A 13,178-nucleotide genomic window follows, 5' to 3' on the forward strand; every position below is an offset into this window, starting at 1 on the left:
CCTCTTCTGCGATGCACGTCCTCGTTCCGTACACGAATCAGAACCCGAAGAGTCGCCTCGCGCCCCCGCTCTCGCGGTCCGAGCGCCACGAGTTCTCGCTCGCGATGCTCCACGACGTCGTCGACGCCGTCCGGGAGACGGGCCACGAGCCCGAGTTGCTCCTCTCGGCGCCCCTCGATGAGGGTACCGCGGGCGATGGTGCCGACGAGTCGTCGACGGTCGACGATACGGGGAGTCGGCCCGAAACCGAATTCGACGCAGGCCCCGTAGATTCTCTTTCAGCGACCATCGACGACAGACCACTCACGGCAGCGGTGAACGGAGCGCTCGATCGGATCGGCGGGGAGACGAGCGCGGTGGCGATCGTGATGGCCGATCTCGCACTCGCGACGCCGGCGGCGCTCCGTCGACTGTTCGCCGTCGGTGGCGACGTCGCGATCGCGCCGGGCCGCGGCGGCGGGACGAACGCACTCGTCGTTCGCGACCCCGCGTTCTCGGTCGACTACCACGGCGCGTCCTATCGGGACCACCGCCGCATCGCCGAGGAGGCAGGGCTCGCGGTCGACACCGTCGACTCGATGCGGCTGGCGACCGACGTCGACGAGCCGGCAGACCTCGCCGAAGTACTGTTGCACGGCCGCGGACGCGCTCGCGAGTGGCTGCAAGACGCTGGCTTCGGGATCGACACCAGCGACGGACGAGTCGGCGTCGACCGATCGTGATCCGCCTCGGCGGCGTGCCGGAGTGCGACTGTTTTTGTACGTCCGACCGCGAAACGTGACCACGATGTTCCCCGCGGCCGAGGAGTACGGCGTCGACGTTACGATCGAGGAGTCGGCGGTCGACCGACTGCTGTCGGTGACGCCGGCGGACGTCGCGGCCGCGCCGGAGCTCACCTTCTCGCGGAACGTCTTCCTGCCGTTGACGACCGCCTGTCGCTACACCTGCACGTACTGCACCTACTACGACGTTCCGGGCGAAGCGACGCTCCTCTCGCCGGACGAAGTCCGCGATCGACTGCGCGTCGGCGCCGACGCCGGCTGTACGGAGGCGCTTTTCACCTTCGGCGACGAACCGGACGAACGCTACACAGCGATCCACGACCAACTCGCCGAGTGGGGCTACGACGACATTCTCGGCTACCTCCGTGACTGCTGTGAGATGGCACTCGAAGAGGGCCTCCTGCCGCACTCGAATCCGGGCGATCTGACCGAAGCCGACTTCGAGCGCCTCGCGCCGGTCAACGCGAGTATGGGAGTGATGTTAGAGACGACCGCGGACGTGCGCGCACACACGGGCACGCGACGGAAGACGCCGGGGCAGCGGCTGAACACGATCCGCGCAGCGGGGGAGGTCGGTGTCCCCTTCACGACCGGTCTTCTCGTCGGCATCGGCGAGTCGTGGCGTGACCGCGCCGAGAGCCTCCTCGCGATCCGAGAGCTCCACGAGCGCTACGATCACGTCCAGGAGGTGATCGTCCAGAACGTCGTCCCGAACGAGCGCTCGGATTTCGAGCAGCCGTCCGTCGACACGATGCGGCGGGCTGTCGCGATGGCGCGCGCCGCGCTCCCCGCGGAGGTGTCGGTCCAGGTGCCGCCGAACCTCTCGCCGACGCGCGACCTCGTCGACTGCGGCGTCGACGACCTCGGAGGGGTCTCACCCGTCACGGAAGACTACATCAATCCCGACTACGCCTGGCCCGCGCTCCGGGAACTAGAGGAGATTGCGGCGGAAGCCGGCGTCCCGCTGTACGAACGCCTGCCAGTGTACGACCGCTACCTCCCTGAGTCGCTCCGCAGAGACGACTTCGACGGCCGGCCGGCAGCGGGCCAGTGGCTCTCGGAGCCGATCGCCTCGGCGATCACCGCGGGCGACGTCCACGGCGAGCGCTACCGGAGCGTCGCACGGCGAAATGGTCCGCTGTCGGTGGACTCTCCGCTGCCGTCGGGCGGATCGGCCGACTGAACGCCCGCGACGGAGTGCGGAGACTTCACATACCGAGCCAGTCCGGAACCCGTTTTCTGAAGAGCGTGTACGCCGCCGCGAGAAGGACGCCGCCGACGACCAGCACCCGGAGCCAGCCGTCGAACGTCGCAGCGGCGGGAACCGCGAGAACGACTGTCAAGAGGAGGTCCTCAGGTGCACCGTCGTAGCGGACGACGTAGCGGGGGCGGAGCCACCGGCGCCGCGGATGGAGGTAGACGGCGCGGTCGGAGGTGCGCTCCCACGGGCGAAGTTCCTCGCCCGCGCCGAACCAATCCGACAGCGAGTGCATACCCGCCGCGAGGAAGAACAGCGCGACAGCGACCGTGAGTGCCGACGGAGAGGCCACCGCGAGGGCACCAGCGAGAGCGCCGGCGGCGGAGTAGTACACCGGGAAGTGCAGCGTCTTGCGGTGGACGCCGACGAACAGATCCACGTCCGGGAGGATACCGCCGAGGACCGCTCCCACAGCAGCCGGGACGGCTAACTCGGGGGCGACGTAGGCCACGGGCGCGGCGAGGAGGAGCCCGGCCGCCACGTGCGTGGTGACCATCATCGACTGGTGGAAGGATCGGAGCGAACTTGAGTCTGTCCGGCGTCGCCAGCGAAAGCAGTCAGAACAGCGGATCGAGACCGCCCTCGTCACCCCAGACGAGATCCCGGAGCGCCTCCGGCCGCTCTGCGGCCCTGGCTTCGAGGTTCTGCTGCGTCTCGCGACCGATCTGCTGGAGTTCTTTGATCCGCGGGACGTCGGTGACCCCCGCGAACACGACGAGCGCCGCGACGTAGTTCGACTCCGGGATCGGGTAGTCGCCGCCGCGGACCTCCATCGTGCCGGTCTCCTCCTCCAGCCAACGCCGTGCCTCCTCGATCCCCTTTCGGTTGAGGTACTTCGGCGGTCCGCTGACGACGACGAGCGCGCGCTCGGTGCTCTGGACGTTCGCCGGGAGCGTGAGGTTTCCGAGCGTCGCTCGGCGCACCGTCGTCGTGATCCGGTTGACGACGTCCGTCGCGTCGGGAGCGGCCTCGCGCCGGCCGAACAGCCCCCGAGACGCCCGTTCGAGTTCGGAGTTGGCGTAGCCGATGGTCGTCACGCCGCCGCCGGCCAGCGTGTTGATGATCTCGGAGGCGTCGACGACCGACTCCGGGACCGGCGCGTTCGACACCTCACCCGCGGTGAGGAGGACACCGAGACGGCGGGCGATCTCCTCGTTGATGGCCGCGTAACCGCCGTGGAGGCTCTCGCCCGACCGTCGCCAGGTGTCGTTGTCGAAGACGAGCAGATTGTCGACTTCCCGCACGAACGTCTGGAACGACCGCGCGGCGTTCAGCGTGTAGATCCCGCCTTCGTCGCTCCCGGGCAGGACGCCGAGTCCGTACGTCGGCTCCGTGTAGAGCCGCGAGAGTTCACGCGCGATGACCGGCGCGGCGCCCGATCCGGTACCCCCGCCCAGGCCGGCGACGACCAAGAACGCGTCGACCTCGTGGCTCGGCAGGTCGTTGACGGCCCCGCGAACCTCGTCGATGTCCTCCTGGGCGACGGTCACGCCGAGTTCGTTGTCGGCCCCGCAGCCGTGGCCTTTCACGCGCGATTGACCGATGAGGACACGGTTGTCGACCGGGATTTGGGTGAGGCCGAGTAGATCGGCCGTCGCCGAGTTGATGGCGACGGCGTCGGTGACGAAATCGGCCCGGCTCGCCGCCTCGTACTCCAAGATCGCGTCAGCGACCTTGCCGCCGGCCTGGCCGACGCCGATCAGTGCGATCTTCATCTCAGCGAACTGTTGGGAGCCAGCGACAATAAGGCTCCGCCCGGCGGGGTCCGGTGAAATCGCCGCTCGTAGGGATTATCGTAACTGTTCGGAGAGTCTCGCCGTGCCGTCCGGCGAGAAATCTACGGGTACTTGCGATAATCTCTATCAGTCGTCGGCAGGGGCGGGGTCGCTGCCCGCCCGCGACTGTTCGTCGAGCAGCGGTGTGCCGTCGGCTCGCGGCCCGAGACGCGGCCCGTGGGGTCGGTCGTCGACGTCGATTCGGCGCACCGTCCGGTAGTCGGTCGAACGCTCGACGGGCGTACGACCGATCGCCGAGATCATCTCGACGTAGTCGTCGAACGAGCGGAACTCGCCGAACGATCCACCGGCGCGGGTGGTGATCTCCTCCGAGAGAATCGTCCCCATAAAGTCGTTCGCGCCGCAGTTGAGCAGTTTCAGCGCCTTCGCGTTCCCGAACTTCACCCACGAGGACTGGATGTTCTCGACGTTGTCGAGGAACAGTCGGGCGACTGCGACCACCAGTTCGTCTTCGGCGTCGCTCGCGCCGCCGTCGACGACGCCGCTCTCGTACAGCGGCGTGTTCTCGTGGACGAACGAGAGCGGGACGAACTCGGTGATGCCGCCGGTGCGGTCCTGCAGATCGCGGATCACTTTCAGATGTTCGATGCGGTGAGCCGCGTTCTCGACGTGACCGTACATCATCGTCGAGGTGACGTCGAGTCCGGCCGCGATCGCGCCCTCCATCGCGGCGACCCACTCGTCGGTACCGATCTTCCCCGGGCAGATGACGTCGCGGACCTCCTCGACGAGGATCTCCGCGGCGGTGCCGGGCGCGGAGGCGAGCCCCGTTGTCTTGAGTTCGCGGTAGACCTCCTCGTAGGACCAGTCGGTGCCGCGGCGGGCGTGCTGGGCCTCCTCGGGCGTCATCGAGTGGAGGTGGACTCCGCCGATCGACATCGCGCGCATCTGCTCGACGTACGTGCCGGGATCGGTCTCGTAGACCGTCGGCGGTTTGTAGTCGACCTCCTTCGCCGGGTCGTCGTACGTCGCCAGGATCTCGCGGTGCTCCTCGTTCAGTGCGAACGCGGGGTGGAGTCCCGAGACCGACGTCACCTCGTAGATGCCCATATCGAGCGCGTCCTCGACGACGGCGCGCGACTCCGCGGGCGGTTTGGTGAAGCCCGCGTGCTCGCCGTCGTAGTCCGCCTCGAACTGGTGGGCGGTGTTCTTGAAGTTGCAGAACAGACAGCCCGTGTTGCAGGCGGTGGTGACGTTGTTGTTGAGGTTCGCCACGAACGTGACCTCGTCGCCGGCGACCTCGGCTCGTCGCCGGTCGGCGGCCTCGAGGACCTGCTCTTTCCGTATCGGGTCGATTCCGGGCGCGTCGGTACCGGTCGTGATCAGTTCGATCCCGTCGTCGACAGTCAGGCGGTCGCCCGCGCGGGCCTTCGCCAGCGCGTTCTCGAACGACTGGTCCGTGTCGGGGACGACGTCGAACTCGAAATCGGAAGCGGAGTCGGACCCCTCGTCCGTCGGTGCGGCTGGCTCGCGCATACCGGTTCACAACGCGATACGAGACAAAAAGTGAGGTGGTAGCGGCACTGGCGTGGTATATCACAGACGTGTATAGATCCTACCGCTATTCGGGGAAAGTACACACGGGAGTGGAAGCCTTCTTGTGCGATGCCGACGCCACTTCGGCGTATGACGAGCGTCAAGGAGTTCCGCGTCGACGCGGAACCGACGGCGTCCGACCTCGGGCGCGGACGGTTCGTGTTCACCGACCAGTACTCCGTCTTCGACTGGGGGGAGATGCCCGATCACGTCCCGAACAAGGGCGCGTCGCTGTGTACGATGGGCGCACACAACTTCGAGCGCCTGGCCGAGCACGACGTCCCGACGCACTACGCGGGCGTCTATCCGGCGGACGCGTCGGCCAGCGACGACCCCGTCGTCCTCGAAGCGTGCGAGGAACCGCCGACCGAGATGGCGATCGAACTCACGCAGGTGCCGGACCTCCCCTACCTCGGCGACGACGAGTACGACTACGACGCCTACCACGATGCCGCCGGCGAGAACTACCTGATCCCCCTAGAGATCGTCTTCCGCAACACTGTCCCCGCGGGATCGAGCCTCCGGTCTCGGGGAACGCCCGCCGAATACGGCCTCGACCTCGCGTCGTGGCCCGACGAGGCCGTCGACCTGCCGGAGCCTGTCGTCGAGTTCTCGACGAAGTACGAAGAACAGGATCGCTACCTCTCGCGGCCGGAGGCCGACCGGATCGCCGGCGTCGCCGCCCTCGAGGACCTCGAAGACCTCGCGCTCGCGGTGAACGAGGTCCTGAACGAACGCGCCGCCGAACGCGGGTTCGTCCACGAGGACGGCAAAATCGAGTGTCTGTATCACGACGGCACCGTCAAGGTCGCCGATGTCGTCGGCACCTTCGACGAGAACCGCTTCTCCTACGACGGCCAGGAGGTCTCGAAGGAGGTCGTCCGGCAGTACTACAAGCGGACCGACCCCGAGTGGGTCGACGCCGTCTCCGAGGCGAAGTCGCAGGCGCGCGAGGAGGGCGTCGCCGACTGGCGCGGCCTGTGCGATCGCTCGCCGGAGTCGCTTCCGGCGGACGTTCTCGAAGCCGTCGCGGACCTCTATGCGGCCGGGACAAACGCCTACACCGGGTCCGCGTGGTTCGACGCGCCCGACATCGACGACGCGGTCGCCCGCGTCCGCGACCTCTGATAGTGATTACTCTCACTGTGTACCGCCGAGCGCCACTCCCGGTGGCGATGGTCGGCGGTAAGAGACGAGAGTAATCATTATGAGAAGGTCTCACCGCGGCGTGTTCTCCGCCACCGTCTCGATCAACTGGAAGTAATCGAGCGCGAACCAGAGAAGTAGCGCGCCACCGAGGAGGACGAGGAGGACGTAGAGCAGATACTCGACCTCCTTCGCACGGAACGGAGACGGCCTCATCGCAGGCAGAGCGGGCGTGGACGTGGCAGTCGTCGGCTCATTTTTGTAGGTGGCCTCACAGGGCGTCGAACACAGCACGTCGATGGAGCCAGTAAAAGGGTCGGCGTGTCCGACCGTATCAGTCGTCAGCCGGGTCCGGAACCGACGGCGACTCGGGCGCGTTCCGAAGCGCCGAATCGAGGTCGTCGACGGGGCCGTCGGGTTGGGCTGCCTCGGCGTCTCCCGAGAGACCGAGCTGGTAGTCCTCGGCGTCGGCGCTCTCGCGGAGACTCGTCCGCCCGCGGTGCGAGGAGACGGCGTCGTCCAGATGCAGTCGGATGGCTTCGAGGAACGCCTCCGCTTCGAGCGGTTGTCCGCGCTCGCGGAGTTCCTCGACGGACGCGTCGTCGGGGACGTCGAACACGCGCTGGGAGATGATCGGCCCCTGGTCGAGGTCTGTAGTGACGTAGTGGGCCGTGACGCCCGCGATCCGGACGCCCTCCTCTTTCGCCTGCCGATAGGCCTTCGCGCCGGGGAACGCCGGCAGGAGCGAGGGGTGGACGTTGATGATGCGGTCCTCGTAGCGGAAGACGACCTCGGGGCTGAGAATACGGATGAAGCGCGCGAGCGCCACGAGGTCGATCTCGTAGTCGTCGAGCACCTCCAGCAAGTGGTCTTCGTCGGGGACGCCGGTCTCGTCGCCGACGTCGACGAACGGCACGTCGTAGGCGTCCGCCAGGGGTTCGAGATCGTCGTGGTTCCCGATCACGACCGCGATTTCGGCGTCGAGGTCGCCGTCGGCGCGAGCCTGCAGGAGCGCTTCGAGGCAGTGACTCTCTTTGGTCACCAGCGCGGCGATCCGTCGCGTCTCGCGGTCCGTCGGGAACCGGACCTGGATGTCGACGCCGAGGTCCGCGCCGAGGTCCGATAGAGCATCTCGGAGCGTCTCCTCGGTGCAGACCATCTCGGAGGTGTCCGCGTGCAGCGTCATTCGGAAGACGCCATCGCGGACGGCCTGGTCGATGTCTTCGACGTTGATTCCGCGCTCGAACAGCAGCGTCGTGACGTTCGCAACGAGTCCCGTCTTGTCTCCTCCGACGACGGTGATTTCGGTCAGATCATTCGTCATCGCTTCCACCTCGCTGCCGCGGCGCGCGGTCTCATCGGTCGATGCGAATCCAGCGACGGCTAAAAGCGTTTCTTTCCTTTCCGAGTAAATCCTCCAAACGCTGAGACGTCTCTCCCCGCCGATATCACGTTCGTGTATACCCGAACCAGTCCAAAACGTCTTTTACACACGACCGCGCACTACGATTCGATGACGACGTACACCGCGACGGTGACGGTCCGCCTCAAGCGGGGCGTGTTGGATCCCGAAGCCGAGACGACAAAGCGCGCGCTCGAACGTCTCGGATTCGAACTGGAGGCGCTCCGCTCTGCGGACCAGTTCGAGCTCGATCTCGACGCCGAGTCGGCCGACGCCGCGGCCGACCGCGCCGACGAGATGGCCGAGCGACTGCTCGCGAACCCGACGATCCACGACTACGACGTCGAGGTGACGGAAGCCTGATGAGCCTCCCTTCCTCGACACCGACCGTCTTTGTCCGCCACGGAGGTCGGTCCCTGTGACGGTCGCGTTCGCGACACCGACCGTCTTTGTCCGCCACGGAGGTCGGTCCCTGTGACGGTCGCTGTCGTCCAGTTCGGCGGCTCGAACTGCGACCGCGACGCGGTCCAGGCGCTCGCTCACGTCGGCGTCGACGCCGAGCGCGTCTGGCACGAAGACGGCCTCCCGTCGGATATCGACGGCGTCGTGCTCCCGGGGGGCTTCTCCTACGGCGACTACCTCCGCGCGGGCGCGATGGCCGCGCACTCGCCGATTATGAACGACGTTCGCGACGCCGCCGAAGACGGCGTCCCGGTGCTCGGCGTCTGCAACGGCGCACAGATCGGCTGCGAGGCCAAACTGACGCCGGGCGCGTTCACGACGAACGCGAGCGCGCGCTTCCAGTGTGAATCGGTCTACCTGCGCGTCGAGAACGCCGACACGCCGTGGACCGCCGCCTACGACGAGGGCGACGTCGTCGAGATCCCGATCGCGCACGGCGAAGGCCGCTTCGAGATCGCCGACGATCGCTACGACGACCTCGTCGCCGAGGACCGCATCCTGTTCCGGTACTGCGACGCCGACGGCAACGTCACCGCCGACGCGAACCCCAACGGCTCGCGCGGGAACGTCGCCGGCATCACCGGCGACCACGAGAACGTCGCGGTGCTGATGCCCCACCCCGAGCGCGCGACGCTGCCCGACCTCGGTCGGAGCATCGACGGCCAGGGCGTGCTGTCCGCGTTCGCCTGAGCCGACGCGACCCGTAGTTTCGGACAGCCGCCTGGGAGGTGACCGACCCGCCGGCGAGCCGAAGGCGACCCGTCGGCGGACGTATTATGTCGCCTGCGATGGAGTATTCACTGTGGTGTCATTACAGACGGAAGTCCGCCGATTGCCCGCGAAGCGTCCCCTCCTCGCGCTCGTGCTGTCGATTCTGCTCGTCGAACTCGTCGGCGCCTCGGGCGCGGTCTTCACCGCACAGGGCCTCGGCACGTGGTACGACTCGCTCGTCCGACCCGCAGTCGCGCCGCCAAGTTGGGTGTTCGGGCCCGTCTGGACCACGTTGTTCGCGCTGATGGGCACGGGACTGTGGCTCGTCTGGCGGCGGGCGACCGACGCGCCCGGTGCGGTCCGCCTCGCCGTCGTCGTGTTCGCCGTCCACTTCGTCTTCAATCTGGGTTGGTCGGCCGCGTTCTTCGGGCTGCAGGCGGTCGGTCTCGGTCTCGCGGTCATCGCCGCCCTCTGGGTGCTGATCGTCGCGACGATGTGGGCGTTCGCACGCGTCGACCGACGTGCGGCGCTGCTGCTCGGTCCCTACCTCCTCTGGGTGAGCTTCGCCGCGTACCTCAACTACCGCTTCTGGGTGCTGAACTGATCAGGCGAAACGCCGGCGGCTGCGTCGATATCGCGACAGCGACGTCTATCACGACAGCGGCGTCTATCGTAGCGACACCTACCGCGCCAGCGGCATCCCGTAGCTCGTCTCCTCGTCGACGACGTACTCCCAGGTGGCCTCGCACTCACAGGAGACCTGCGAGAACACCGCGGGGTCTTGCCGCTTGTCGAAGTCCTTGATCGCTTTCTGGACCCGGTCGTCGCACTCGCCGCAGTTGTGCGGGCCGCGGTCGGAGCCGTGGCCGACGGGGTCGGAGACGACGATGGCGTCGACGTCCGCGGTTGCTTCGAGGACCTCGGCGACCGACCAGAGCCACGGCGGGCGGTAGCCGCCGCGGAAGAACAGTTCGTCGACCATCGTGTACCGCTGGACGTTCGTGGGATTCATCGAGACGGTGTGACAGCCGTCGACGGCGGCGCATCGCTCGACCGACGAGATCATATCGTCGATAGCCTCCGACTCCGAGAGGAACGGCGGCTTCATCAGCAGGTAGGCTTTCACGCCGGCGCTGACGCCGTCGGCGTCGATGTCGGCGTCGCGGGCCTCCGCGCAGGCGGCCTCGAAGTCCGCGAAGTCGAAGTACTTGTTCACGCAGTCGTGACGGACGCGGTCGGTCGCGGTCTCCAGTCCGATCGCGACGTCGGTCGAGAGGCCCACGTCGGTGAACTCGGCGATCTTCTCTTTGTCGACGAAGTCCGGCAGCGACTCGACGACGATCCGCTCGCGGTCGGCGAACGTCTCGGCGATCGCCTGGCGACTCTCGGCGCCGACCTCGCGCTCGTCGAGGAACGACCCGGAGGTGTAAATCTTGATGAGGTCTGCAGGCTCGTCCGCATTTTCCGCTTCGTGTTCGAGACAGACGTCGATCTGATCCATCAGCGCCTCGTGGGAGACGCTGCCGCCCTCGACGGACTCGGCGACGTAGCCGCACATCGTACAGCCGCCGGCGCGGGCCCACCGACAGCCGCCGGTGTTGAGGATGATCGTGAGCGAGTTGACGACCCCATCGGGCGTGTTGTCCTCGTCGAGCCAGACGCGCGTCGGCTCGTGAGGGTCGTAGTGTTTTTCTTTCTCCGACCGGATCTCTCGCATCACCTGATTGTGGGCGTCCATCCCCTTCCCGTGCTCGTAGACCTCGGGGCTCGGCTGACTCATTGCGCGTCTGTAACCGACGAGTCGGTAAATCTCCGTCGTCTGTGCGCCGGACCGGTGGACGTGGAGATCCCGACGAGTGCTCCGTCGGCCACCACGTAACCACTTACGGTTACCCCGTGGTGGCAACGACTAACATATTTCCGCCCCTATGAAACGATGGACATTAACAATGACTGATCTGGGAGGATTCAACGACCACGTCGCTCGCGTCGACCTCACGAGCGGCGACGTGCAGTACGAGGGAATCGACGACGAGGACGCGCGCAAGTACATCGGCGGGCGCGGCCTCGGCGTGAAGTACGTATTCGATCAGGGCGTCGACGTCGACCCCGAGGGACCGGAGAACCTGCTCGCGTTTATGAACGGCCCGCTGACGGGGACGCAAGCGCCGATGAGCGGACGCATCGCCGTCTGTACGAAGTCGCCGCTGACGGGGACAGTCACCGACTCTCATCAGGGCGGCTGGTCGGGCGCTCGACTCAAGTGGTCCGGCTTCGACGGCCTGCTCTTCGAGGGCCAGGCCGACGAACCCGTCTACGCCTACGTCGAAGACGGCGAAGTCGAACTGCGTGACGCCTCGGAGCTGTGGGGACTGGGCGTCCACGACGCGATGGACAAGATCGAAGCGGAGCACGACGGCACGTTCGGCCGGAACCTCTCGGCGATGGCGATCGGCCCCGGCGGCGAGAACGGAACCAAGTACGCCTGCATCATCAACGAAGACGACCGCGCCTCCGGGCGCGGCGGCACCGGCTGTGTGATGGGCTCGAAGAACCTGAAAGCCGTCGTCATCAAATCCGGCACGAAGATGCCAAAGCCCGAAAAGCCGGAGACGTTCACCGAGGGCTACCAACAGGCGATGCAACTCATCCGCGAGTCCGACATCACCGCCCCCAACGAGGGCGGACTCTCGCTGTACGGGACGAACGTCCTGATGAACCTCACCGAGGAGATGGATGGGCTGCCGACCCGAAACGGGAAGTACACCTCGACGCACTCAGAAGCGGAAGCGGAGCCGGACGAACCCAACATCGAAGCCGAAAACGTCTCCGGTGAGAACGTCCGCGAGAACATCCTCGTCGACGAGCCGACGTGTCACTCCTGCCCCGTCGCCTGCAAGAAGGAGACGGAAGTCACCTACGAGCACAAGGGCGAGGAGATGAACGTCCGCGGCGAGTCCTACGAGTACGAGTCGGCGTTCGCGCTCGGCCCGAACTCGATGAACGACGACCGCGACAGCATCGCCGTGATGATCAACAGGTGCAACCAACTCGGCATCGACACCATCGAGGCAGGGAATATGATGGCGATGGCGATGGAGATGACCGAGCAGGGCAAACTCGACGACCTCGACGAGGGGGTGGAGTGGGGCGACACCGAGCGGATGATTGACTTACTCGACGAGATCGCCCACCAAGACACGGAACTCGGCAAACTCCTCGCGAAGGGCGCACGCCGCATTGCAGAGGAGCGCGACGCCCACGACAACTCGCTGGCCGTCAAGGGGCAGACGATCCCCGCCTACGACCCCCGCGCGATGAAGGGGATGGGCATCGGCTATGCGACCTCGAACCGGGGCGCGTGTCACCTGCGCGGGTACACGCCGTCCGCGGAGATCCTGGGCTTCCCGGAGAAGGTCGATCCGACCGAGTGGGAGGGCAAAGGCGAACTCTGTGCGCTCTTCCAGGACCTCCACGCGATCTCGGACTCCTTCGACATCTGCAAGTTCAACGCCTTCGCGGAGGGTATCGACGAGTACGTGGCGCAGTACAACGGAATGACCGGTCTCGACGTCACGGAAGACGAGCTGATGGAGACCGGCGACCGCATCTACACCCTCGAACGGTACTACAACAACCTCGTCGGCTTCGACGGCAAGGACGACGACCTGCCCGGCAGATTCGTCGAGGGCGAGGAAGCCATCCCCGGACAGGGCGGCTCCGAGGGACAGCTCTGTGAGCTCGATAAAATGAAAGACGAGTACTACGAGCGCCGCAAGTGGGTCGACGGCGTCGTGCCCGACGAACGCCTCGACGAACTCGGCATCGACATCGGACCCGGAACCGGTGTCTCCAGTGGCGACAGCCAGGCACCCGCCGACGACTGATCAAGCGGCGAGCGGTCTCGGACCGTACACAGGGTCAACACGGCAAAGTTGATTTTAGTGCGGTCCTGACGCCGAACTGCGTCCGCCGTCGCAGCGCAGTCGAGCGCCCACGCGGCGTCGCTCGGGGAAACCCGACGCGAGCGGGCGGGGTCGAACCACGCGAACCCGCGTTTTCACGGGAGATACGAGCGTCAGGAG

13 protein-coding genes are annotated in these 13,178 nt (G+C 66.6%); 7 read left to right on the forward strand and 6 right to left on the reverse strand.

The window, feature by feature from the left end; translation table 11 throughout:
* The first annotated feature begins 11 nt into the window (after positions 1–11).
* Positions 12–722: a 2-phospho-L-lactate guanylyltransferase gene (cofC, locus tag NO347_RS08240; protein ID WP_256289153.1), complete on the forward strand. Its 711-nt coding sequence runs from the start codon at positions 12–14 to the stop codon at positions 720–722.
* A 64-nt stretch (positions 723–786) separates the two neighbouring features.
* The gene (gene cofG / locus NO347_RS08245) at positions 787–1,965 is read left to right on the forward strand and encodes a 7,8-didemethyl-8-hydroxy-5-deazariboflavin synthase subunit CofG (protein ID WP_256289154.1); all 1,179 of its coding nucleotides are present in this window, start codon (positions 787–789) and stop codon (positions 1,963–1,965) included.
* A 25-nt stretch (positions 1,966–1,990) separates the two neighbouring features.
* Here cofG and NO347_RS08250 read toward each other — a convergent pair whose 3' ends face one another.
* The 3 genes from NO347_RS08250 to cofH form a co-directional block, all read right to left on the reverse strand.
* On the reverse strand, positions 1,991–2,539 hold the full coding sequence (locus NO347_RS08250) for a metal-dependent hydrolase (RefSeq protein ID WP_256289155.1): 549 nt from the start codon (positions 2,537–2,539) through the stop codon (positions 1,991–1,993).
* Between the two features lie 58 nt (positions 2,540–2,597).
* Positions 2,598–3,755, reverse strand: coding sequence for a tubulin/FtsZ family protein (locus tag NO347_RS08255; protein WP_256289156.1), 1,158 nt, complete (start codon positions 3,753–3,755; stop codon positions 2,598–2,600).
* 147 nt (positions 3,756–3,902) lie between these two features.
* Positions 3,903–5,312: a 7,8-didemethyl-8-hydroxy-5-deazariboflavin synthase subunit CofH gene (cofH, locus tag NO347_RS08260; RefSeq protein ID WP_256289157.1), complete on the reverse strand. Its 1,410-nt coding sequence runs from the start codon at positions 5,310–5,312 to the stop codon at positions 3,903–3,905.
* Between the two features lie 150 nt (positions 5,313–5,462).
* Here cofH and NO347_RS08265 point away from each other — a divergent pair, with 150 nt between their 5' ends.
* Positions 5,463–6,500: a phosphoribosylaminoimidazolesuccinocarboxamide synthase gene (locus NO347_RS08265; protein WP_256289158.1), complete on the forward strand. Its 1,038-nt coding sequence runs from the start codon at positions 5,463–5,465 to the stop codon at positions 6,498–6,500.
* 90 nt (positions 6,501–6,590) lie between these two features.
* On the opposite strand, the gene NO347_RS08270 is transcribed toward NO347_RS08265, so the two are convergent.
* Positions 6,591–6,734 carry a hypothetical protein gene (locus tag NO347_RS08270; protein WP_256289159.1) on the reverse strand — a complete coding sequence of 48 codons (144 nt, stop codon included), beginning with the start codon at positions 6,732–6,734 and terminating at the stop codon, positions 6,591–6,593.
* 118 nt (positions 6,735–6,852) lie between these two features.
* A complete protein-coding gene (locus NO347_RS08275) occupies positions 6,853–7,842 on the reverse strand; it encodes a formyltetrahydrofolate deformylase (RefSeq protein ID WP_256289160.1) in 990 nt (329 codons plus the stop codon).
* A 189-nt stretch (positions 7,843–8,031) separates the two neighbouring features.
* Here NO347_RS08275 and purS point away from each other — a divergent pair, with 189 nt between their 5' ends.
* The 3 genes from purS to NO347_RS08290 all read left to right on the forward strand — a co-directional run bounded on the left by purS (position 8,032) and on the right by NO347_RS08290 (position 9,697).
* The gene (gene purS / locus NO347_RS08280; RefSeq protein ID WP_256289161.1) at positions 8,032–8,283 is read left to right on the forward strand and encodes a phosphoribosylformylglycinamidine synthase subunit PurS; all 252 of its coding nucleotides are present in this window, start codon (positions 8,032–8,034) and stop codon (positions 8,281–8,283) included.
* Positions 8,284–8,394: 111 nt separating this feature from the next.
* The gene (purQ, locus tag NO347_RS08285; RefSeq protein WP_121569901.1) at positions 8,395–9,072 is read left to right on the forward strand and encodes a phosphoribosylformylglycinamidine synthase I; all 678 of its coding nucleotides are present in this window, start codon (positions 8,395–8,397) and stop codon (positions 9,070–9,072) included.
* A gap of 115 nt (positions 9,073–9,187) precedes the next feature.
* The gene (locus NO347_RS08290; protein ID WP_256289162.1) at positions 9,188–9,697 is read left to right on the forward strand and encodes a TspO/MBR family protein; all 510 of its coding nucleotides are present in this window, start codon (positions 9,188–9,190) and stop codon (positions 9,695–9,697) included.
* A gap of 78 nt (positions 9,698–9,775) precedes the next feature.
* Here NO347_RS08290 and NO347_RS08295 read toward each other — a convergent pair whose 3' ends face one another.
* Positions 9,776–10,873: an archaeosine biosynthesis radical SAM protein RaSEA gene (locus NO347_RS08295; RefSeq protein ID WP_256289163.1), complete on the reverse strand. Its 1,098-nt coding sequence runs from the start codon at positions 10,871–10,873 to the stop codon at positions 9,776–9,778.
* A 169-nt stretch (positions 10,874–11,042) separates the two neighbouring features.
* Between NO347_RS08295 and NO347_RS08300 the strand changes: the two genes are divergently transcribed.
* A complete protein-coding gene (locus NO347_RS08300) occupies positions 11,043–12,980 on the forward strand; it encodes an aldehyde ferredoxin oxidoreductase family protein (RefSeq protein ID WP_256289164.1) in 1,938 nt (645 codons plus the stop codon).
* Positions 12,981–13,178 lie beyond the last annotated feature (198 nt).

It is taken from the genome of Halobellus inordinatus, assembly GCF_024464655.1.
Classification (GTDB): Archaea; Halobacteriota; Halobacteria; order Halobacteriales; family Haloferacaceae; genus Haloquadratum; species Haloquadratum inordinatus.

Bases quoted from the DNA above. Each gene is read 5' to 3' on its own strand.
- cofG (WP_256289154.1), top strand. From the start codon at position 787: ATGTTCCCCGCGGCCGAGGAGTACGGCGTCGACGTTACGATCGAGGAG.
- NO347_RS08295 (WP_256289163.1), bottom strand. From the start codon at position 10,873: ATGAGTCAGCCGAGCCCCGAGGTCTACGAGCACGGGAAGGGGATGGAC.
- purS (WP_256289161.1), top strand. From the start codon at position 8,032: ATGACGACGTACACCGCGACGGTGACGGTCCGCCTCAAGCGGGGCGTG.
- cofC (WP_256289153.1), top strand. From the start codon at position 12: ATGCACGTCCTCGTTCCGTACACGAATCAGAACCCGAAGAGTCGCCTC.
- NO347_RS08265 (WP_256289158.1), top strand. From the start codon at position 5,463: ATGACGAGCGTCAAGGAGTTCCGCGTCGACGCGGAACCGACGGCGTCC.
- cofH (WP_256289157.1), bottom strand. From the start codon at position 5,312: ATGCGCGAGCCAGCCGCACCGACGGACGAGGGGTCCGACTCCGCTTCC.
- NO347_RS08275 (WP_256289160.1), bottom strand. From the start codon at position 7,842: ATGACGAATGATCTGACCGAAATCACCGTCGTCGGAGGAGACAAGACG.
- NO347_RS08250 (WP_256289155.1), bottom strand. From the start codon at position 2,539: ATGATGGTCACCACGCACGTGGCGGCCGGGCTCCTCCTCGCCGCGCCC.
- NO347_RS08255 (WP_256289156.1), bottom strand. From the start codon at position 3,755: ATGAAGATCGCACTGATCGGCGTCGGCCAGGCCGGCGGCAAGGTCGCT.
- NO347_RS08300 (WP_256289164.1), top strand. From the start codon at position 11,043: ATGACTGATCTGGGAGGATTCAACGACCACGTCGCTCGCGTCGACCTC.
- NO347_RS08270 (WP_256289159.1), bottom strand. From the start codon at position 6,734: ATGAGGCCGTCTCCGTTCCGTGCGAAGGAGGTCGAGTATCTGCTCTAC.